This window comes from Vibrio sp. 10N.261.51.C6, assembly GCF_041471785.1.
GTDB lineage: Bacteria > Pseudomonadota > Gammaproteobacteria > Enterobacterales > Vibrionaceae > Vibrio > Vibrio crassostreae_C.
Map to the genome: position 1 here is coordinate 1,644 of NZ_JBFRPB010000017.1, position 21,200 is coordinate 22,843.

The window sequence follows — 21,200 nt, forward strand, 5'->3', positions numbered from 1 at the left end:
TCAGCAGGGAAGAACTTCAATGTGGTTAAGCCCATTTCTAGAGCGGCTTCTACTGTGCTCGGGTTGTTGACCCCAGGAATGATATCAATACCAATCTCTTGGCAGGCTCTTACCGTGTTTGGATTAAATCCAGGAGAGACGACGAACGTTGCGCCTGCTTCTTTAGCCGCAATAGCTTGCTCACGATTGAGCACAGTGCCTGCGCCGATCAACATATCTGGTTGTGATTCACGAAGTAGACGAATAGCTTCAACTGCAGCTTCCGAACGGAATGTAATTTCTGCTGCAGGTAAACCATTTTCAGCTAACACTTTACCCAGAGGGATGATGTCTTCAGCGTTGTCGATAGCGATCACAGGGATAACTTTCAGTGTTTTCAGTTGTTGTTTGATGTTAGACATTGGTATTCCTTAAATGGCTGTGATGGCCGCTTGAGTGAGTTCTTTTGCAATAATGGCACCACGATGTTGGATAACGATGCCTGCCATAGTATTGCCGCGCTGGCACGACGTTATTAAGTCTTCGCCCGCAAGGTAAGCCGATAAAAATCCGCCATTGAATGAGTCTCCTGCCGAGGTCGTATCAACGACATGTTCAACAGGCAGGGTCGGCACCGCCCGTGGAGCCGAAGCGGTACCAGAATCTGGATTTATGTCACCCTGAATTGTGGCATCTTGAATGAGACAGCCATCTGCACCCAGTTTGACGATGCATCGCTTAACACCCAGCGTCGTTAGACGTTCGATAGTTTGTTCTGGAGAGCTATCGCCCCAAATTAATTGTTCATCATCGAATGTGACCAACGCTAAATCCGTCAATGTATACATGGCCTGGTAGCTGTTTTTGACGGTTTGGTTTTCGTCTTGTGGCCAAAGTGCAGGGCGGAAGTTACTGTCGAAGGCAATCTCAACACCTTGTGCCTTCAACTCAACCAAGATGTTCAATAGCTCGATACGATCTTGTTCAGGCAGAATCGCTAATGTGATGCCGCTGAGAAAGACCATATCGACATTGCGCAGTGCCTGCTTTATCTGATTGAAATCTGGGTGCTGTAGCAGGTAGCGTGCAGCCGACTGGTTTCTCCAGTACAGAAAGGTACGTTCACCTGCGTCATCAAGCTGAATTAGGTATAGACCCGGAGTACGTTGGCTGTCTTGTAGAACAAGGTCCGTCGACACACCCTCTTGTTGCCAGCGTTCTAACATTCCCTTGCTAATCGGGTCTGCGCCCAAAGCCGTGACGTAGGACACTTTTATTTCATCTTGATGGAGGTTCGCCTCGCAGCCGCGGACTAGATAGACCGCAGCATTGAGTGTGTCCCCGCCAAACGTTTGATGCATTGAGCCGAACGGTTTGCCGTTCAGCTCGATCATGCACTCACCAATAATAGCGATATGTTTCATCGGTTACGCCCTCTCTTCGAAGTAGCGTTTTGCGTTACCAAAGCAGATGTCTTCGACCATAGGGCCAAGCAGTGACATGTCGTTTGGTACCTCGCCGTTTTCAGCCCAACGACCAAGCATGTCACACAGAATTCGGCGGAAGTATTCGTGGCGTGTGTACGACAAGAAGCTGCGAGAGTCAGTCAGCATGCCGACAAACTGGCTAAGCAGACCAAGTTGAGATAACTGTTCCATTTGGCGTTGCATGCCGTCTTTCTGATCGTTGAACCACCAACCAGAACCAAACTGAACTTTGCCCGCGATGCCGCCACCTTGGAAGTTACCAATCATGGTTGCCATCATCTCGTTATCGCGAGGGTTTAAGCAGTAAAGAATGGTGCGAGGTAACTCGTTGCTTTGATCCATTTCGTCTAACAGGTGAGCCAATTCGAAGGCAAACGTCTTATCGCTGATCGAATCAAACCCTGCATCTGCGCCTAACAGTTGGAACATGCGCGTGTTGTTATTGCGCTGAGCACCAATGTGAAGCTGCATTACCCAACCCATTGCGGCGTAGCGCTTGCCTAACCACACCTGAACCGCTGTTGAAAACTGCGCACATTCTAGATCGGTGAGCGTTTCGCCATTGAGGCGTCGAGTTAACAGGGCATCCAAATCCGATTCTGATGGAATAGGTGCGTAGCGAACCACTTCAATACCGTGGTCAGCCGCACGACAGCCATGGGCATTAAAGTGGACTAAACGCTTGTCTAGCGCACTCAACAGATCATCAAATCGACGGATCTCGATATCGGCTACTTGACCAAGTTGGCGCAGGTAATCGACAAAGGTGTCGAGTTCGATTTTGAAGGCTTTATCTGGGCGCCAGCTTGGTAACACTTGTACATCAAATGAATTGTCTTGAGCGATCGCCTTATGGTGTTCAAGAGAATCAATTGGATCGTCTGTCGTACCAGCCATCACCACATTCATCTGCTTCATGATGCCGCGAGCACTAAATTCTGGTGTCGCTAATAGCTCGTTGCCTTCGTGCCAAATTTGGTCTGCGGTTTCTGGACCAAAGAGAGTGCCAGTAATACCAAATGGGCGGCGTAGTTCTAAATGAGTCCAATGGTAAAGTGGGTTGCCCAAGGTTTGAGGGACGGTTCTAGCCCAGGCCATGAACTTATCATAATCGCTTGCGCCTCCAGTAATCAGACGCTCATCAATCCCTGCTGAACGCATACCACGCCATTTGTAGTGGTCACCTTCAAGCCAAATCTTAGACATGTTTTCGAACTGACGATCTTGAGCCACTTCTGCCGGGTTTAGATGGCAGTGATAGTCATAAATCGGCTGGTGGCTTGCGTGTTCATGGTACAAACGACGTGCAGTCTCATTCGACAGTAAAAAGTCTTCACATAAGAAATTCTTCATTGTTTGTACTCCTTATAACGCAGCCACGGTCGCAACGGCACCGTGTTCAATTAATGATTGGTACGCTGAACTTACCGCATCAATGACCTGCGGGTCTTGGCCTAGCTCGGCAGGGAAAATCGCTTCAACCGCAAGTAATGCTGGAACCACAGAAACATTGAGTCCATGCTGGTCGCAGATCTGGCGAAGTGTGTCTGCCATTGGATCGCGGACATCAATCTCATTGCCTTGCTCATCAACGCCAGATACATAGCGCATCCAGCCAGCGATGGCGGTTGCAAGCCACGAGAAATCTGAGCCTTGATCTAAATGGAATCGTAAGCTGCCACCCATACGTTGAGGGATCTTCTGGCTGCCATCCATCGCAATCTGCCACGTCTTGTGCTTCAAGCTTGGGTTAGTGAAGCGGTTGATCAGCAAGGTTGCGTAACCTTCTAAATCAGTCCCTTCAGGCATCGTTAACGAAGGTGCCTGTGATTTCATCATCATGTCAAAAGCGGCTTTTCGGTAGCCAGCATCCGTCATAGTGTCGGAAATATGGTCGTAGCCACCAAGGTATCCAAGGTAAGCAAGGAAAGAGTGACTGCCATTGAGCATACGCAGTTTCATCTCTTCGTAAGGCACCACATCTTCTACGAACTCTGCGCCAGCGACATTCCAATCTGGACGACCTGCCACAAAGTTATCTTCAATCACCCATTGGCGAAAGGGTTCACAGGCGATGCCACATGGGTCTTCACAACCAAGCAGTTCTGCAATTTCTGTCAGTGTTTCTTCTGTTGCTGCGGGTACGATACGGTCAACCATGGTGCATGGGAAGGTGACATTGGTTTCAATCCAATCACGTAATTCTGGGTCAAGCAGTTGAGCAAACTCAATGATCGCTGCTTTTGCTACATGACCGTTCTCTTGCACGTTATCGCAAGACATGACCGTGAATGGTGTTAAGCCACGTTCACGTCGAATTTTGAGCGCTTGCACAATGTAACCTAATGCTGATTTAGGTTCGCTTGGGTTAGCTAGGTCAGCGATGACTAATGGGTTATTTTTGTCGAGTTTTCCTGTCGCTGGGTCTGCGCAGTAGCCTTTCTCTGTGATGGTCATAGAAACGATAGCCACTTGAGGTTCGGCCATTTTTTCTAATACGGTTTCGATGCCGTCTAGGCTTGGGTGAAGAGATTCGGCCACTGAGCCGATCACTTTAACGTCTGTGGATTCAGCGCCTTTTTCAGCAACCGTGTAAAGGTGATCTTGCGTGCGAAGTGATTCAATTAAGTCTTCGCCTCCGAATAGGTTAATTTCGCAAATACCCCAATCAGTGCTGGTCTTGCTGAGCATTTCATTGGTGAACAACGCTTGATGCGCTCGGTGAAATGCACCGAAGCCAAGGTGCACGATACGGCTTTGGAGTGCTGAACGGTCGTAGTCAGGTCGTAGTACAGTGTTTGGCAGCGTAGAGTTAGCAACAGTCTTCATTATTCAGTTCCTTTTCCCGCCAGCGAACCAGCGGGATTTTATTATTTGATAAAGCGTTTGAGTGTTTAGCAGTCTTAGAATCTATCTGTGACCAAATTACGAACCGTAGCCCAGTACCAATTCAGGTAGGAACAAGCTCAGCTCAGGGATAAAAGTAACGGCCATTAGGGCTGCAATAAGTGCGGCATAGAATGGCAATAAAGGCTTGATGACTTTGTCGATGGCAATGTTGGCAACCGAACAACCGATGAACAGAGCACTACCTACTGGCGGTGTACAGATACCGATAGCAAGGTTGAAGGTCATCATGATGCCGAAGTGCACAGGGTCGATGCCTAGGTCTAGCGCGATTGGTAAGAAGATTGGTGTGAAGATAAGAACCGCAGGGGTCATATCCATAAAGATGCCAACAATCAACAGAATCACGTTGATAATCAGTAGGATCATTAGTGGGTCTTCGGAAACCGCGAGTAGAGCATCGGCAATCATGTAAGGTACATCGGCGTTCGCCATTGCCCAAGACATGCCCATTGATGCGCCAACCAGTAATAGAACGATAGATGTTGTTACTGCAGACTCAAGGATGATCTTTGGAATATCACCCCATTTCACTTCGCGGTAGACAAGCACAGCTAAAACAAACGTGTATACCACAGCAATTGCGGAAGCCTCAGTCGCAGTAAAGATACCGCCAATGATGCCGCCCATGATGATGCCGATCAGTGCTAAAGAAGGTGCTGCTTTTAGGAAGGTATTCCATACCATTGATGTGGAAGGACGAGCTGCGACTGGGTAGCCACGACGTTTCGCGATAATACCTGCCACCATCATGATGCTCAGCCCCATCAATAGGCCTGGGATGTAGCCTGCTAAGAACAATGCTGCAATAGAGGTACCACCAGAAACTAATGAGAACACGATCAGCGTGTTGCTGGGTGGGATAAGCAAGCCCGCAGGACATGACGTAATATTTACCGCAGCCGAGTAGTTTTCGTCATATCCATCTTTCTTTTGCAGAGGAGACATAGTGCCACCAACTGCAGCAGCCGATGCAACCGCTGAGCCTGAGATAGACCCAAACATCATGTTTGCCATCACGTTTACGTGGGCGAGTGAACCTGGTAGACGACCACCCAACACTTTCGCGAAGTTGATCAAACGCAGCGCGATGCCGCCTTGGTTCATGATGTTGCCCGCCAAAATGAAGAACGGAATTGCTAATAGTGCAAAGTTATCAAGGCCTGCCGCCATACGTTGAGCAACTACAGCAATTGCAGGCTCAAGCGGTAAGCTCATTAAGATGGTTGCTAGTGACGATAAACCAATCGCAAAAGAGACCGGTACACCGATTGTAAGCAGTACAGCGAAACTACCGAATAATGTCAGTATTACTTGCCATTCCATTGTGAAATCCTTCTATCAATCAAGTTGTGAGTCGGTGATCAAATCGTCACCTGACATTAATTGTTTAACGCGTTCGTAGGTAAATACGACTGAGTAAAAAATCATCAAAGCGCCACTAACCGGTAAGCAGAAGTAGATGTAGCCCATTTCTAAACCTAGAGCGGGAGTCAGTTGTCCCATCGCAAGTGTTTTAGCTGCAAGTTGGCTGCCACCGTGTACCAGAACGATATAAGAGAAAGAAGCGATGGCTATTTGGATAATGATTTCGTTGATTAATTTACGTTTGCCAGTCAGCTTCATCGTAAGTAGGTCGATGGCAAGGTGGCGTTTCAGACCTGTTGTGTAAGCAGCACCAATCAGGGCTACCCACATAAAGAGGTAACGAGCGAGCTCGTCGGTAACAGTACTTGGTTTGCCAATAACATAGCGGGATAGAACCTGCCATATCACGCATAGCACCAAGAAAGACGATAGAGACACTGTAAAGGCGGCCAACCCTCTATTTATGTAACTGACCAATTTATTCATGTTTATTTCCTTTCAACAAAATTGCGTATCTCATAACAATTGGTTTACCAATGTAAGAAATTGTTTCTATGTAGGGATGGGATGTTCAAAAATCTGGCTGAATCATAAGCTATTCATTTTTTGGTTGGCGTGAGCAACTTCACAAATGATTTTGGTTGACCAATTTATGGGTTTTTATTGTGACTTTGGTCAATCAATTTTAATTTCAGCTTTGACGGTTCCTTTTTTGAGCCCCAATATGAGCCCATAACAAAAAACACCCTACATTTTGGATAACCAATCCACGGAGAATAAGAATGATGATGACGCGTAAAACTTTGATTAGTGCGGTTGTCGGTGCTGCTTTGACTTTTGGAGCAACAGCTTCTGCTTATGCAGCGACAACATTGAAACTGAGCCATAACCACCCTCGTGACCATGCAGTACATGAAGCGATGACGTTTATGGCGAAAGAAGTACGTGAATTGACTGATGGTGAGGTGCGTATTCGTATTTACCCTGATGCTCAATTGGGTACACAGCGTGAATCTATGGAGCTGATGCAGAACGGCGCTTTAGATATGGTGAAAAGTAATGCTGCTGAGCTAGAAGCTTTTTCTCCTGCTTATTCATCATTCAACATGCCTTACTTATTCCGCGATCAAGCGCACTACTACAGTGTGACTGATGGTGAAGTAGGCCGTGACATTCTTAACTCTTCTCGTGATAGCGGCTTTATTGGTGTGACTTACTACGACGCTGGTGCGCGTAGCTTCTATACCAATAAGCCAATTAACACACCAGAAGATCTGAAAGGTTTGAAAGTTCGTGTTCAACCAAGCCCATCAGCAATTGCGATGGTGAAAGCGTTAGGCGGTAACCCAACGCCACTAGCTTACGGTGAGTTGTACACAGCACTGCAGCAAGGTGTCGTAGATGCGGCTGAAAATAACATTCCTTCTTTCAGCTTGAGCCGTCACAGTGAAGTGTCTAAATACTTCAGCTTAGATGAGCACACGATGGTTCCGGATGTGTTGGTTATCTCAACCAAAGCATACGATAAACTGACTGCAGAACAACAAGATGCGCTAATGAAGGCGGCAAGTGATTCATCTGAATTGATGAAAAAATTGTGGGCTGAATCGGAAGCAAAAGAGCGTGCTAAAGCCGAGAAAATGGGCGTTACTTTTGTGGAACCAGACAAGGCTGCGTTCGCACTAGCGGTTCAACCTATGTACGACGCGCTAGATAAAGCGGACCCAGAATTGAGCGCATTGATTGACCGTATTCAGGCTGTTGAATAACGAGCAAATATAGAAAAAAGAGTAATACAAAAACAAGGTGTTACTGCATTTTAAGATATAGAGGTTGACCAATTATATTTGGTCATTATGATGGCGAGAGAAATACAATGGAAAGAAGTGACAATATCATCATGATGCCTTTCGAGCCGAAAAGACCTTATCAGGAGATAGGGTTAGTACTAAGAAAAGAACTGATTGAAGGCCTGTATAAGGTCGGAGATAGGTTACCTCCAGAACGCGATATTGCTGATCGTCTAGATGTAAGCCGCACTGTGGTGCGTGAAGCGATCATCATGCTGGAGCTTGAAAACTTAGTTGAGGTGAAAAAAGGGTCGGGTGTTTATGTCCTGAACATTCCAACTCATTCTCGCGAGAATGTGGTCAGTGATGACGCTGGTCCATTCGAGATGCTGCAGGCCCGCCAATTACTGGAAAGTAATATCGCGGAGTTTGCGGCAACTCAGGTCACTCCGGGCGACATCATTAAGATGCGCTCTGCACTCGAACTCGAGCGCGAAGAGCTTGCAAGCGGCACTACCGATTGCAGCGGAGATGAAAGATTTCACATGTGTATTGCAGAGGCAACTCAAAACTCTGTGCTGGTAGATATGTTGAAACAATCCTGGGATCGACGCGAAAAGAGTCCAATGTGGAATAAACTCCACTCTCACATCAGTGGTCAAGATTACCGTGAAGAATGGTTAGATGATCACGCTCGTATCCTCGCCGCCTTACAGCGCAAAGACCCTGTCGCTGCTAAGAACGCAATGTGGCAACACCTTGAGAATGTTAAACAGCGTTTGTTAGCGCTGTCAGACATTGATGACCCAAACTTTGATGGTTACTTATTTAGCTCCAACCCAGTGGTGCTGCTTAGCTCAGAAAGCTAGTTCTGAAGCTAATGTTGAATTCAGCGACAAGGCTCCTCTTGAAAGCTGATTCATTCACTAGGTTGTAGATAGGTAATCGTCTTTAGACCGGCGTAGACCGGTGCTATCTCGGGCAGTAATTGTCATTGCTGCCATTAAGAAGTCGTTATTGCATTTAGCTTGATTAATTCGAGCCGGCTAAGTGCGTCTTAAAGAAAGGTAAGTCTCATGGAACAAACGTGGCGTTGGTACGGCCCTAATGATCAAGTTTCGCTAGACGATATTCGTCAAGCGGGCGCAACTGGTATTGTGAATGCACTGCACCATATTCCAAATGGTGAAGTTTGGACAAAAGAAGAAATCCTTAAGCGTAAAGCCATTATCGAAGAGAAAGGTTTAACGTGGTCGGTTGTAGAAAGCGTGCCTGTGCACGAAGAGATCAAAACTCAAACTGGCAACTACCAGCAGTGGATTGATAACTATAAGCAAACTCTGTCTAACCTTGCTGAGTGTGGCATCGATACGGTTTGTTATAACTTCATGCCCGTGTTGGACTGGACGCGTACCGATTTAGAATTTGAAATGCCTGATGGCTCTCGCGCACTGCGTTTTGACCAAATCGCGTTTGCGGCATTTGAGCTGCATATCTTGAAGCGCCCAGGTGCAGAATCGGACTATTCAGAATCAGAGCAAGCTCAAGCGTTGGATTACTTCAACAACATGACGCCAGAGCAAATTCAGCAACTGACTAATAACATCATCGCTGGCCTGCCAGGCGCTGAAGAAGGTTACACACTAGAAGCGTTTCAAGCACAGCTAGATCGCTATGCGGGAATCGACAAAGACAAGCTACGTGAGCACATGTCTTACTTCCTCGCTGAGCTGATGCCTATCTGTGATGCGAATGGCTTGAAGATGGCGGTTCACCCAGACGATCCACCGCGTCCGATTCTAGGCTTGCCTCGCATCGTTTCAACGATCGAAGACATTGATTGGTTGACCGAGCATGTACCGAGCAAAATGAATGGCTTGACGATGTGTACGGGTTCATACGGTGTTCGTGGCGACAATGATCTGGTTAATATGATCAAAAAGCACGGTGACCGAATTTACTTTACGCACCTGCGTTCAACTAAGCGTGAAGAGAGCAACCCAATGACATTCCACGAAGCAGCGCACCTCGATGGTGATGTGGACATGTACAACGTTGTGATGGCTATTTTGGATGAAGAAAATCGTCGTGCAGAAGTGGGCGATCACCGCTTAATTCCAATGCGTCCGGATCACGGTCATCAAATGCTGGATGACCTTAAGAAAACCACTAACCCAGGTTATTCGGCGATTGGTCGATTGAAAGGCTTAGCTGAAGTTCGTGGTTTAGAGATGGCATTGAAACGCGCTTTCTATACCAAGTAACGACGGCATCTAGCTTTAAAGTACTTTTAAAAACCAGAACTCATGTTCTGGTTTTTTGTATCTGAGCTAAGTAAAACTTCAGAGTTTGGATAACAACAATCACGCCCCTAACTTGGTAAAGGCCAACGGGGTTTGTCCGGTTTGCTGTTTGAAAAAGGCGATAAACGCACTGTTGGATGAGAACTCTAGCAGATGAGCCACATCAACGACTTGTCGGTTTTCTGAGAGCAGTTCAATCGCTTTAAACAAGCGCCATTGCTGTCGCCACTCTTGGTAAGTCATGCCTGTTTCGGCTTTGAATAATCGAGTAATCGTTTTGGTGCTTGCGCCAACCGAGTTCGCTAATGTCGAGAGGGCTGGGGCAAGAAAGGAAGCGGTTCGGACTTGTTTGCAAAAGCTTTTAAAGCGGCGATCTGTCGGTAGTGGCAAGATAAACGAGTGTTGGTTAGCACTGTAAAACTCTTCCCAGAATAGGTTGGCGGTATTGGTGGTTTGCTCGCGGGCAACATCCCAATCCCAGAAAGCCATCTTATTGATCAGGGCTTTTAAAAGCTCATTCACTTCCACAATTTCAATCGCTTCTGGGCAGGTGTAAATACTGCTATCAAAATAGAGCGACCGATAAGCAACCACATTGGTCATCTGCGCGCGATGTTTGGTATAAGGCGGGATCCACACGGCTTTAGTCGGCGGCAAAATGCAAATGGCGTTTTTTAAGGTCAAGGTGATGCAACCCTGCGGAGCATACAGCAGCTGTCCTTTTACGTGGTGATGTATTCCTGAGTCATGCTGACCTAGCTCTGCCGCAATCCCTATTACGGGCGCAGGTAAGCTGTCTGCATCAAACTCAATGGTTTCGCTGATTAATGCCATTTGTCCCAATCTTGTTGTTTTTGGTTTTAATGTTGTTAACGAGCCAAGGTTAGTTTCCCCTAGACTCCTCGTCAAGTTCACTGGTCTTGGAAAAATGATGAAAACAAAACCTTCTTTATGGCAAATGGTGCTATTGCTGATGTTCCCTCAAATCGCAGAAACCATCTATAGCCCGACTCTGGATTCAATATCGAAATCCTTTGATGTCAGTTACGCACAAGCGGCGCAAACCCTCTCGATCTACTTCTCAGCGTTTGCGCTCGGTGTTGTGGTATGGGGCATATTGGCAGACAAATGGGGGCGCCGACCAACCATGTTACTGGGCATGGGGTTATTCGCCTGTTCAGCACTTATTGCTATGCAAACCGACAGCTTTACGTGGTTGATGATAGCCAGAGCCATGGGTGCTTTCGGGCTTGCGGTGGGCTCGGTGGTGACACAAACCATGTTGCGCGATGCCTTTAGCGGCGCGGAACTGGCCAAGGTGTTTGGTTACATGGGGATGGGTCTGTCGATTAGTCCAATCATCGGGCTGCTTCTTGGCGGTCAACTAAGCCAAGCGGGCGGGCATCAATATGTGTTTATTGCCTTGTTTATTATGGTGTTAGCGTTGTTGGCACATAGCCTATGGTCATTGCCTGAAACGCAACAATCTAAGCAGCCATTGCAGTTAAAGTCACTCAGTATTCACATGATCAAAGATAGCGATATATGGATGTCTGCGTTGCTGGTTGCGTCGTTCAATATTGCGCTATTTTCCTATTATCAATTGGGTTCATTTGCCTTCATTCAACTTGGATTTAGCGTTGAGCAGTTTGGCTACAGCGGCATTGTGCTTGGGTTCGGGACTCTGTTGGGAAGCTTGGTGAACAAGACATTGTTGAAGAGACAAGTGTCTTCAATGTCTCTGATTGGTATCGCAGCAGGGCTTCAAACATTAGGTGCGGTGGGTGTGTATTTTTCACAACACACGATCTGGTTCTTGCTTCCAATGATGTTGGTGGTTATGGCGTTTGGCATTGCGATTCCCAATGTATTGAGCCGAGCGTTGGTACGTTACCAATCTCAAGCAGGAAGTGCAGGCGCACTGTTTGGTTTGATGTATTACACCTTGATCGGCTCAGGGCTCGCTTTAGCGGGAATGCTCCAAGATCTAGGTGTAGTGTTGGTACTTTGTGGCGCGTTATCTGTTCTGGTGACGATACGCAGTCGACTCCAGCTTAAACGCTAAGTCTCTCATCTGTATTGATAAATTCCGTGTCCTGTTTGGCGCGGAATTTATCATTTCTTGGTTTGTAAATTTGGATATTGACAGGGGTAGAGTGATCGTTCTACTCTGTAGGTAGAACAATCATTCTACCCTTTGTCGGGTATTGAGAGAGCACTATGTTGAGAGAACAGATTGCAGCAAGCTTAGAGGTGGCATTTAGCCAGCAAGGTTTTGCTGAGCCGAGCGTTGCACAGCTGAAAACGGCGTGCGATGTAAGCCTAAGAACCTTGTATAAACATTTCCCTTCAAAAGAAGCGATGATCGTTGGTGCCTTGGAATATCGACACCAACGCTACTTAGATTTCTTGTTGGAAACGTCGCCTGAAAAGGGGCTCGCATCGGTTACTCATATCTTCAACAAGCTCCAACAATGGTTAGAAGAGTATGCGCCACATGGGTGCATGTCGATGAATGCGATGGCCGCGTTTCCCGATAATGAGCTTATCAGCCAAGCGGTTACACAGCATAAAGAACAAGTTCGTTTGCTGATAGGCAAGCAGAGCCTGCGAGAGGATCTCGCGACACCGCTGTTTTTACTTCATGAAGGCGTATCAAGCGCGTGGCCAGTCTTAGGCGAAGAAGCAGTGGCATCGGCACAGAATATGGTGACAAAATTACTCAAGGAAACAGTATGAATTTCGAGATACCAAAAACAATGAAAGGCGCAGAGATGCTAGGGCACGGCGGGGCAGAAATGCTTGGCTACCGTGAAGACATTGCTGTTCCAAAAATTGAGCCTAATGAAGTGCTGATCAAAGTCATGGCAGCAGGCGTTAATAATACTGACATCAACACGCGAATCGGTTGGTATGCAAAAAGTGATGATTCAGACGATGCCAGTTGGTCGGGTGAAGCGTTGAAATTCCCTCGCATCCAAGGTGCCGATGTGTGCGGTTTTATTGTAGCTGTTGGTAACGAAGTTTCGGCTGACCGTATTGGTGAGCGTGTTCTGATTGAGCCTTGTTTGACCGAGGTTTATGGACAAGATCTACCACAACCATGGTATTTCGGTTCTGAGTGCGATGGTGGTTTCGCTGAATACACCAAAGTAGCAGCTAAGCATGCTTACGCGGTGAACAGTTCTATGTCGGATGTTGAGCTAGCGTCTTTCCCATGTTCTTACTCAACAGCAGAGAACATGCTAACTCGTGCCAATGTGGCTGAAGGTGATCGCGTGCTTATCTCAGGTGCATCGGGCGGTGTGGGCTCTGCGGCTATTCAGCTAGCAAAAGCTCGCGGCGCGTATGTTATTGCCATCACTAGCCCAAGCAAGAACCAACAGTTACTTGAACTTGGCGCTGATGAAGTGATTGCCCGTGATGCGGATTTGGTTAAAGCGCTAGGCGAAAGCAGCGTGAATGTGGTTATCGATTTAGTCGCCGGTGATAAGTGGCCGGAATTCCTTGAAGTGCTGAAACCACATGGCCGTTATGCCGTATCAGGCGCGATTGGTGGCGCTATGGTTGAGCTTGATGTTCGCACTTTATATCTTAAAGATCTCAGCTTTTTTGGTTGCACAGTTTTAGAACCACAAGTATTCCAGAACCTAGTCAACCGTATTGAGAAACAGCAGATTGGCGCCATCGTTGCAGATTCTTATCCGCTAGCCGATATCCATAAAGCGCAAGATGAGTTCTTAAAGAAAAAACACGTTGGTAAGATCGTGTTGAAAGTCGCTCAGAGTTAACTTTAGACGGTGTCACGCATCTAATCTATGTAAGAGCGAGCCAGTATCATGTGCTCGCTTTTTTGTTTCTGGCGAATGCTGGCGGGCTCAGTCTTGCAACCCGTTGAGTAACAGATCCTATACAGCTGAAAAGTTAATGATTCATTTATCATTGTGTGGTTTATGAATTAACTGTGCGATAATTACCGCCATTATATATCCCGAACTGTTTGATAATCATCTAGGAGCCGTATTGATGTTTAAAAGGGTATTGCAGGCACTATTCTCACCTTTTGTTGATTCAAAAAACAAACCCTCTGCAGAGCCTGCCCAACAAGAGCAACAACAAACCGTTGCTACTGATTCTGTTCAGTCTTCAATCTTTGTTCCGCCGTCGTCCACTCAGCCATCATCATTAATCGTCGATAATACGCTTAGCCTTCACGATGGTGAGTTCCTTGATTATTTGTTTGGAGAGTCTCGTCTTCGAACGGAGTCAGACCCATTTAGTGATTTTGTCGCTTGTCAGATCGAACGTTTGATTCGCTCTCCAAAAGCCCTGCTTAATGAACTGCCAGTGATGCCAGCCTCTGTAACCACGTTAATGGCAGAATTACAGAGCGACGACTTTGATGTCGATGCATTGTTAAGAGTGATTGAGCGCGAGCCGAGTATGGCTGCCGATGTGATTAAACTGGCTAACAGCGCCTTCTACAAACGCAGTGAAAAACAAGTTACTGACTTAAAAACTGCTTTCCTCAATATGGGTTCACAAGGGCTAATTGAAGGCGTGGTTAATTCTTACATGAAGAACTTCACGCCGGGGAACAATATTTACTGGCGTCACTTCGGTGAGAAAATTTGGAATCACAGTGTTCAAACCGCGTCGTTTTCTAAGGAGTTGATGAAAGACTCTTCACCTCAAGAAGATCAAGCAGCGGCATACTTTGTTGGGTTAATTCGCAACTTAGGCAAGATGATCATTTTCCAGATGATGGTAGAAGCCTTCAAGCATGTTGATCCTTCTGTTCCACCTAACTCGTTGGCATTGAAGCGCCTGATGAACAGCTACTCTATTCGCCTGACTTACACCATTGCTAAGTTCTGGGAACTGCCAGAGTCTGTGTTGACCGCAATTGGCTACCAAGAGTCGAGCCGATACGAATGCACACCACTTGGTCAAGCTGTGTTTGAAGCTAACTACTTGAGTGAGTTGTTTTATTTACTAGAAGAACAAACGATTGAAGTCGAGCAGTTTAAGCGCAGATGCAAAGAGACCCTAACTTTGCCTGCGGCATACAACGTGGCTAACCGTATCTATAAAGAGTCTGAATTGGCGCTAGTGAGCTAACCCTTAGCCTATTCGACCTACGCTGTGACTGAACATAATGATTGGTTGCAGCTTGGTTGGGCTAGGTTGTGAAATACATTCAGCTACGAAATACGCTTACAAATGGCTAATCCACAGCTTGTCGAGCTCGCACCAACCGAAACCATTCACTTGCGCGCCGTGTATCTTTTCAGAAACCTCTAAGTTGAACGCCTCTTGCTTGAGCTCAACCACGACCCCAGAGTCATTCAACCAATGCTTGAGTTCCAACAGTGTATTCATCGCTAACTTAACGTTGGGCTGGTTTCTTATTGAGGCTAAGCCTTGTTCGATTTTCTCTAGCATCTCAGAAGGTAAAGTTAATTCCTCAAACGGGAAGCGAGTGAAAAAGCTTAACCACGAAGTGAAGGTGTTGTTCTCATCAATAATACTGCACAGCGCGACGTCTTTGGTCGTTAGGTAGTGAGTTAGGTAGTGCCCATATTCCACGCTGGTTTTGTGGTCGCCAGACACTGACAACTGATCGAAAAGGGCTTGGCATTCAGAGGTGTCTTCAACGGTGAACTCACGAACGGTTGAAGACAACATCGGGCTTTGAATCTTAAAGAAGGTTGAGCCGAAATCCGGTTGGGAAGAATGGTCATCGCCACGCACGCTGGTCGTTTTCTCGGGCAGTTTCACGCACACCTGATTTTGAGCGCAGGCTTTGCTCTGTGCCCATTCAGGATAGACCCACAACTCGACTCGATTCAGAATCGGCGAGCTGTGTGAATAGGCGCTATTGCGGCTCAATCTCAACATCTTGCTTGAGAAGATGTCTAATGAGAACGCGCCAGATCCAATCAGCCTATCAGTCGGTAATGAGTGATCGAATACGGAGGCTTCAGCCCTAGCAAGTAGGCGCGGTAAATGCCAATCAGGTTGATTCAACTTTACGACAACCACATTGCCTGCCGAGACAGAGACCTCATCAATATGCTGATAACAGCGATGCCATATTTTGCTTTGGCAGAGAGAGTTAAGGTTGCGTGCTATGTCTTGAGGTTCGAGTGTTCTTCCGTTATGAAAGTGAACACCATTGCGAATCTGAAAGTGCCACTGTGTCGCATCTTGATTAGGCTGCCAATGATAAGCCAGATCGCCGCTGAGTTTGCCGTGCTTAACGGAGGTTAGGCGTTGGCAAACTTGCATAACTAAGAAACGTTCGGTGCGTCTAAGCACGCGTTGAGGGTGAAGCGCTTCGAGTTCTCGGTGAAACGGGATGTACGCGATATTCTGCGTCGACGGATTGGTATTGCTTAGAAAGGCTTGCAACTCAGTGCCAGCATTGCGGCCGTTGAAGCTCAAGGTGCTAAACACCTGTTCTATGTTGCCTGCGTCAGCTTGGGTTTGTGCGTATTGGTAACACGCCTCAATGGGTTCAACCAGACACGTGAGTTGTGCCTTCTTGCTGCGGCCTGAGCTAGCTTGCCACTCAATCCAACCTTGTGCTGTCATCGCTTTGAGTAAGGTCTGAACGTGACGTTCACTCACGTGCAGCAGTGTGGCCAGTTGGTTGACCTGACAATGTGATACTCCAGGCCCAAAAGCCTGAAATATCTTTTCATACAGTTCAAGCTTACGCTTAAGGTTGCCCAATTTGCTTTTCCTAACGACGAGGTTGAGTTAAATGTGAATAGCCAGAATCAATCAGTGCGTTTTCCATCGTATCGAGAACTCGAGAGGTTATCTCTGAGCTCAGGATATTCGATTCAGTTTTGCCTTGAAGCACCAAATCTGAAAAATGGTCGATTTCAAACTCGAATCCATTCCCTGTCACTCGGTAGTTAATGGTCGACTTTTTGCCTTGATGTTCAATCTCAATAAAGGCCGGATTCCACCATTTTTCGTGAATGGTGATTTTGGTTTCAGGTCCACTCAAGTGTGCTGTTCGGGGAAGGTTTTGCACTGTTGATGCCGATATCTTACCGCTTATATCACCAGAGAATGTAAAGCACGCATCGGTATCAACATTTGCCCCCTCATAAAGACACGACATCTCTACCTGAGGTTTTGAAGGGTTTACACCCAGCGTTCGGCACAGATCGTAAAAGAACCAAAGCCCATAGACCCCAACATCGAGTGTTGCTCCGCCTGACAAATCCGGATTGAAGATAAACAAATCGGGCTCATAGTCATGATGGTTACCAAAGCTGGCTTCGATTGAATCTATCTGAATGTTGTTATCGACCAAGAATGATTGGAGCTCACGATATGCGGGAAACACCACGGTTTTCATTGCTTCTAACAGCATCACGCCATTTTGCTTCGCGAGAGCTTTCATCTCAAGCCAGTCAGCAAGGTTGGTAAAAGCCGGCTTCTCGACCAATACGTGCTTATTGTTCTTTAGAAACAGTTCGGCGAGTGGCTGGTGGTATGGGTGAACCGTAGCGATGTAAACCGCTTCAACACTTGGGTCATTCGCCATCTCTTCATAAGAACCATACGCCTTGTCGCAAGCAAACTTGTTGGCGAACGTGGCTGCGCGTGAGTGATCTCTGGCGGCAACCGCATCAAGCTCACCATGCAGAGAGTGCTCTGTGACTGCGGTTGCGAATCGATTGGCGATATTGCCTAGCCCTGCGATGCCCCATTTTATTTTGCGTTGCTTGTCGCTCATCTGTTGCTCCAAATCGTTGTTTTGTATCAGTGTACTCAGAGACTTCACATACAAATAGAGAACAGATTTCTCAACCTGTTCTCTATTTATTTTATTCTAGTTGAAGCTCAGGATTAGCTCTGTATTGAGTGTTTCCAATCGGCTAGGGCTTTAATGTGTTTTGGCCCGATGCCACAACAGCCACCGATAATATTCGCGCCCAGTGCATGCCAGCGTTTAGCGTAAGTTAAGTAACCTTGGCCATCCAGCTCACGCATCTCCTGAAACATATCATTCGCTTCATGTTCGTTGCTGATAGGCGCAAAATTGTTGGCATAGACACCAACTTCTAAATCACTGCCTAGCTCATCGATCACTTTCTTGGCATCGATAATGGCTTGATCCATCACTTCAGGCACTGAACAGTTAAACATAATGCCTGTCGCGTTTGATTGGCAGGCAAGTTTGATGGCGTCTGTTACGCTCTCGCCAGAACGAATGTTGGCAAAATCGCCCTTGGTATCTTCTAAACTGAATGCGTAGTAACACGGCTTATCTGACTGCTTAAGTACCGCATGAATGGATTCGAATTCTTGCAGGCTACAAATCGTTTCCGCTATCCAAAGGTCGATGTTTGGAGCCTGGGCATCGTAAAGCGTTTGGATGATTGGCGCCGCCTCTTTTACCTTAAATAAGTCTGGTCGGTAGCTGCCAAATGGCGGTGGAATCGCGCCTGCTACTTTCACTGTGTGGGGTGCATTGTCAGCCACTGCTTTAGCCAGTTCGCCAGACAGTGCGGCTAGTTCAAAGCCTCGCTGCTCGAACAGCTCTTCACCCAAGTGAAAAGGCACACAGGCGTAGCTATTGGTGATCAAGATTTCAGCACCGGCATCGACAAAGTTTTGATGCGCTTGGCTGACAAATTCGGGTGCTTCAATCAGCGCTTGAGCACTCCAAAGCGGTTGAGAAAATGGCGCGCCAATTTCTTTGAGTTCTCGGCCCATGCCGCCATCAAGTATGGTTAGTGTTTTCATATTCAATACTATCTAAACAATTGCTGAAGTTCTGCCGCCACCATATCAGACAACCTTGTCAGACAGAAGCCATCAAGCCAAGGTTCAACTATCGATGAGGGAGTTTCGTTATAAGCCCTCTAGCGGGCTAGTCGTGCCACTAAAGTGTTGCCCAATAACGTGAGTGTAAATCTGAGTTGTCTTAACATCACTGTGCCCCAGTAGCTCTTGAACCGTTCTGATATCGGAGCCTGACTTTAGAAGTTGCGTAGCAAAACTGTGCCTGAAAGTATGACAACTAATTTGCTTGTGGCGCAATTTATTAGAGTTAGTCGCCTTCTTCAGCGTTTTTCGGAGTACCGAATCATGTAGGTGGTGTCGGCATACGATCCCCGACTCAGAGTGTTGAGTGACGGATTTTGATGGGAATAGGTACATCCAAGCAAGTTGTCGATAGGCACTAGGGTATTTTTTACCTAATCGGTGAGGCAAAGATGGCCCAAACCCATTCAAGTTATCTTTAGCGAGCAGAACTGCAACTTGTGAAATTTTGTCTTGTATAGCTTCAGTGAGTGAAAAACTTAAAATTGTCACTCGGTCTTTATTTCCTTTCCCATTGTGAACAGTGAGAGACCCTTGTTTTAGATCTATATCTTGTACTCGAAGCCTCAGGCATTCCGATACTCTCAAACCTGAACCATACAACAAGCGAAAAAACAGTTGATATTTAGGATCTATTTCATTGATCACCGAGATAGCTTCCGCATGATTGAGTACGCTAGGAATTTTTCGAGACCGAGTCGCATAGCTAAACCCTAAGTCTCCTAGAGGTTGCTTAATAAATTGATTGTATAAATAGGCTAGAGCATTGAGAGCTACCTTTTGAGTATTGATGGCTACTTTTTGTTGATTAGCTAAATGAGAAAGAAAGGAGACAACTTCAGCGGCATGCATCTGTTCAGGGTGTTTAAGCTTATGAAAATGAATGAAGTATTTTATCCAGTAACAGTAGGCTTTGATTGTCTTGCGACTATAGCCTCGCATCGTCATATGTTCGCAAATTGTCTGCATGAATTGACTCGCCATATATTCCCCTCACAAAATCTGTACATACAGACAGTTTATTGCTTGTTGAATAATTAATGACTTAAAAAAGAGTGGTTTTTAACTCTGATTGAGCACGAATTTAACGAGAGGATTATTTTAAATTATTGATTAAACTACAGATTTATGGGTGGCTAAGAATGAGGCCGAGCGTTACATAGTCGGCAATATGTGCTTGCACGTTTTCACACTTATTGTTTAGACCCACTTTTATATTAAATGCATAGCATTCAGTTGGTTATGAGTGACCTTTTTGATATGTTAAGCGGATGGATTCGTGCTTGCACAATATTAAAATGTTAGCAGTTCAAGGAGAACAAAATGATCGAAAGGAAGCGGGGTGCCTATCAAGGTCGAAATAAGTCCTCAGCATATAAAGACATGGTATGGACGGTAGCAACATCATCAGACACTTCTCTGGATATAGTTGGTCAAACTAAACTGACGTTAGAAACGATAGAACAAAATCTTGAAGAATTGGATTCTGATAAAACTCAAATAGTAAGTGCGCAGGTGTTTATCGCCAATATGCCAGATAAACCTGAAATGGATAAAGTTTGGTGTGAGTGGTTGGGTGAAAATCCAGAACACTGGCCTCAACGAGCGTGCCTAGGTGTTGCGTTAGAAGGTGACGTACTTATTGAAGTCACAGTAACAGCGGTAAGACGTTAGAACACTGCTAACAAATAAGGATTAAGGTGTTGCGCAGCCAACACTAAATCCCGAGTGTTGAACAAGCCCGAAGCCACTTTATTAAGTAAATTGTACGATTGAACTTGAAGGGCACATCGCTTTGAGGCTTTTCTCAAAGCGAGCGAAGCTAAGATAAGGTTGCGATAGCAATCATATCAATCAGTTAGCTATTTTTCGTTTCTTTCGTCGTTACATCTCCTCTGCTCTCGTCAATGCCATTCTCCTTATTATCAAATGCCTTTCGGCTACATGGGTCGGCTCACTCCAACACACGCCATCTCATGCTCACAGCAAGGGCAGATTCTTATCGCTTTGCTCCTTATCGGTGCCGTTAGCGGCGGCATCATATAGACCAAGTTCAATAACAGCAGTTGAATGCGGGCTCTTAAGGCGTGAGCTTGACCACGTAAAAATCCGTAATCTCGTACTCGCTGCAACCCTTTGGGCAGCGCGTGCTGCAAAATGAGCAGTAAGAACTTCAGAGTGGGCAAGGTGCGCGTTCGCCATGCATTGGTCTGACTCTCTTTATAGCGGAAGGTGACAGTATCATCTGTGATACTGATGATGTCTTCATCAGGCAGCACACCGCGATAGAGATAGCGCGCCAAATAGTTGAGTGCAGCCTGACCGTATCCTACTTGTCTGCAATCGACCACCCATTGTTTGGGTATGCCACTCGGCAGCCACAACGTTGGGTGTTGATTAATGGCCTCTAGCATTCTTGCTCGCCATACTTTGGCCAAAGCAAACGCGTTGAAGAGGTAATGCTTGTTGCCTTTGTGCCACGTTTGCCTCGATGCGTCGTATTGGCCTGCCGC

20 protein-coding genes are annotated in these 21,200 nt (G+C 46.4%); 8 read left to right on the top strand and 12 right to left on the bottom strand.

All coding sequences use genetic code 11. The features are described 5' to 3' along the window. The 6 genes from eda to AB4375_RS04010 all read right to left on the bottom strand — a co-directional run. On the bottom strand, window positions 1-401 hold a 401-nt coding region (gene eda / locus AB4375_RS03985; RefSeq protein ID WP_372051052.1), incomplete at its 3' end, for a bifunctional 4-hydroxy-2-oxoglutarate aldolase/2-dehydro-3-deoxy-phosphogluconate aldolase. Window positions 402-410: 9 nt separating this feature from the next. Beyond that, window positions 411-1,403 carry a sugar kinase gene (locus tag AB4375_RS03990; protein WP_372051053.1) on the bottom strand — a complete coding sequence of 331 codons (993 nt, stop codon included), beginning with the start codon at window positions 1,401-1,403 and terminating at the stop codon, window positions 411-413. A 3-nt stretch (window positions 1,404-1,406) separates the two neighbouring features. Next, window positions 1,407-2,819 carry a glucuronate isomerase gene (gene uxaC, locus AB4375_RS03995; protein WP_102394443.1) on the bottom strand — a complete coding sequence of 471 codons (1,413 nt, stop codon included), beginning with the start codon at window positions 2,817-2,819 and terminating at the stop codon, window positions 1,407-1,409. Window positions 2,820-2,831: 12 nt separating this feature from the next. Continuing rightward, a complete protein-coding gene (locus tag AB4375_RS04000; protein ID WP_017068140.1) occupies window positions 2,832-4,295 on the bottom strand; it encodes a fructuronate reductase in 1,464 nt (487 codons plus the stop codon). A gap of 96 nt (window positions 4,296-4,391) precedes the next feature. Continuing rightward, entirely contained in the window at window positions 4,392-5,699 is a 1,308-nt protein-coding gene (locus AB4375_RS04005; RefSeq protein WP_017068141.1) for a TRAP transporter large permease, read from the bottom strand. Between the two features lie 15 nt (window positions 5,700-5,714). Beyond that, on the bottom strand, window positions 5,715-6,227 hold the full coding sequence (locus AB4375_RS04010; protein WP_017068142.1) for a TRAP transporter small permease: 513 nt from the start codon (window positions 6,225-6,227) through the stop codon (window positions 5,715-5,717). Window positions 6,228-6,526: 299 nt separating this feature from the next. Here AB4375_RS04010 and AB4375_RS04015 point away from each other — a divergent pair, with 299 nt between their 5' ends. The 3 genes from AB4375_RS04015 to uxuA all read left to right on the top strand — a co-directional run bounded on the left by AB4375_RS04015 (window position 6,527) and on the right by uxuA (window position 9,795). After that, window positions 6,527-7,510: a TRAP transporter substrate-binding protein gene (locus AB4375_RS04015; RefSeq protein WP_029235323.1), complete on the top strand. Its 984-nt coding sequence runs from the start codon at window positions 6,527-6,529 to the stop codon at window positions 7,508-7,510. Window positions 7,511-7,617: 107 nt separating this feature from the next. Then, complete coding sequence (locus AB4375_RS04020) at window positions 7,618-8,400, top strand: FCD domain-containing protein (RefSeq protein WP_017068144.1); 783 nt, start codon at window positions 7,618-7,620, stop codon at window positions 8,398-8,400. 207 nt (window positions 8,401-8,607) lie between these two features. After that, window positions 8,608-9,795 carry a mannonate dehydratase gene (uxuA, locus tag AB4375_RS04025; protein ID WP_017068145.1) on the top strand — a complete coding sequence of 396 codons (1,188 nt, stop codon included), beginning with the start codon at window positions 8,608-8,610 and terminating at the stop codon, window positions 9,793-9,795. A 99-nt stretch (window positions 9,796-9,894) separates the two neighbouring features. Here uxuA and AB4375_RS04030 read toward each other — a convergent pair whose 3' ends face one another. Continuing rightward, window positions 9,895-10,668 carry a helix-turn-helix domain-containing protein gene (locus AB4375_RS04030; RefSeq protein ID WP_102394444.1) on the bottom strand — a complete coding sequence of 258 codons (774 nt, stop codon included), beginning with the start codon at window positions 10,666-10,668 and terminating at the stop codon, window positions 9,895-9,897. Window positions 10,669-10,765: 97 nt separating this feature from the next. Between AB4375_RS04030 and AB4375_RS04035 the strand changes: the two genes are divergently transcribed. From AB4375_RS04035 to AB4375_RS04050, 4 genes are all read left to right on the top strand, one after another. Further along, window positions 10,766-11,899 (top strand): multidrug effflux MFS transporter, encoded by a 1,134-nt coding sequence (locus tag AB4375_RS04035; protein WP_372051054.1) that lies wholly within the window; start codon window positions 10,766-10,768, stop codon window positions 11,897-11,899. A gap of 155 nt (window positions 11,900-12,054) precedes the next feature. Next, on the top strand, window positions 12,055-12,573 hold the full coding sequence (locus AB4375_RS04040; protein WP_017061096.1) for a TetR/AcrR family transcriptional regulator: 519 nt from the start codon (window positions 12,055-12,057) through the stop codon (window positions 12,571-12,573). Further along, window positions 12,570-13,625 (top strand): alcohol dehydrogenase family protein, encoded by a 1,056-nt coding sequence (locus tag AB4375_RS04045; RefSeq protein WP_372051055.1) that lies wholly within the window; start codon window positions 12,570-12,572, stop codon window positions 13,623-13,625. The genes AB4375_RS04040 and AB4375_RS04045 overlap by 4 nt, the downstream gene beginning before the upstream one ends. Before the next feature lie 235 nt (window positions 13,626-13,860). Further along, window positions 13,861-14,955 (top strand): HDOD domain-containing protein, encoded by a 1,095-nt coding sequence (locus AB4375_RS04050; RefSeq protein WP_372051056.1) that lies wholly within the window; start codon window positions 13,861-13,863, stop codon window positions 14,953-14,955. 96 nt (window positions 14,956-15,051) lie between these two features. On the opposite strand, the gene AB4375_RS04055 is transcribed toward AB4375_RS04050, so the two are convergent. From AB4375_RS04055 to AB4375_RS04070, 4 genes are all read right to left on the bottom strand, one after another. Continuing rightward, entirely contained in the window at window positions 15,052-16,572 is a 1,521-nt protein-coding gene (locus tag AB4375_RS04055) for an SgrR family transcriptional regulator (RefSeq protein WP_372051057.1), read from the bottom strand. 10 nt (window positions 16,573-16,582) lie between these two features. Beyond that, complete coding sequence (locus AB4375_RS04060) at window positions 16,583-17,593, bottom strand: Gfo/Idh/MocA family protein (RefSeq protein WP_372051058.1); 1,011 nt, start codon at window positions 17,591-17,593, stop codon at window positions 16,583-16,585. 113 nt (window positions 17,594-17,706) lie between these two features. Next, window positions 17,707-18,606 carry a homocysteine S-methyltransferase family protein gene (locus AB4375_RS04065; protein ID WP_372051059.1) on the bottom strand — a complete coding sequence of 300 codons (900 nt, stop codon included), beginning with the start codon at window positions 18,604-18,606 and terminating at the stop codon, window positions 17,707-17,709. 108 nt (window positions 18,607-18,714) lie between these two features. Continuing rightward, entirely contained in the window at window positions 18,715-19,671 is a 957-nt protein-coding gene (locus tag AB4375_RS04070; protein ID WP_372051060.1) for an integron integrase, read from the bottom strand. A gap of 339 nt (window positions 19,672-20,010) precedes the next feature. Here AB4375_RS04070 and AB4375_RS04075 point away from each other — a divergent pair, with 339 nt between their 5' ends. Next, a complete protein-coding gene (locus AB4375_RS04075; protein WP_017072148.1) occupies window positions 20,011-20,361 on the top strand; it encodes a RidA family protein in 351 nt (116 codons plus the stop codon). Between the two features lie 266 nt (window positions 20,362-20,627). Here AB4375_RS04075 and AB4375_RS04080 read toward each other — a convergent pair. Continuing rightward, the coding region (locus AB4375_RS04080) for a transposase (RefSeq protein ID WP_372051061.1) at window positions 20,628-21,200 on the bottom strand (573 nt) is incomplete at its 5' end.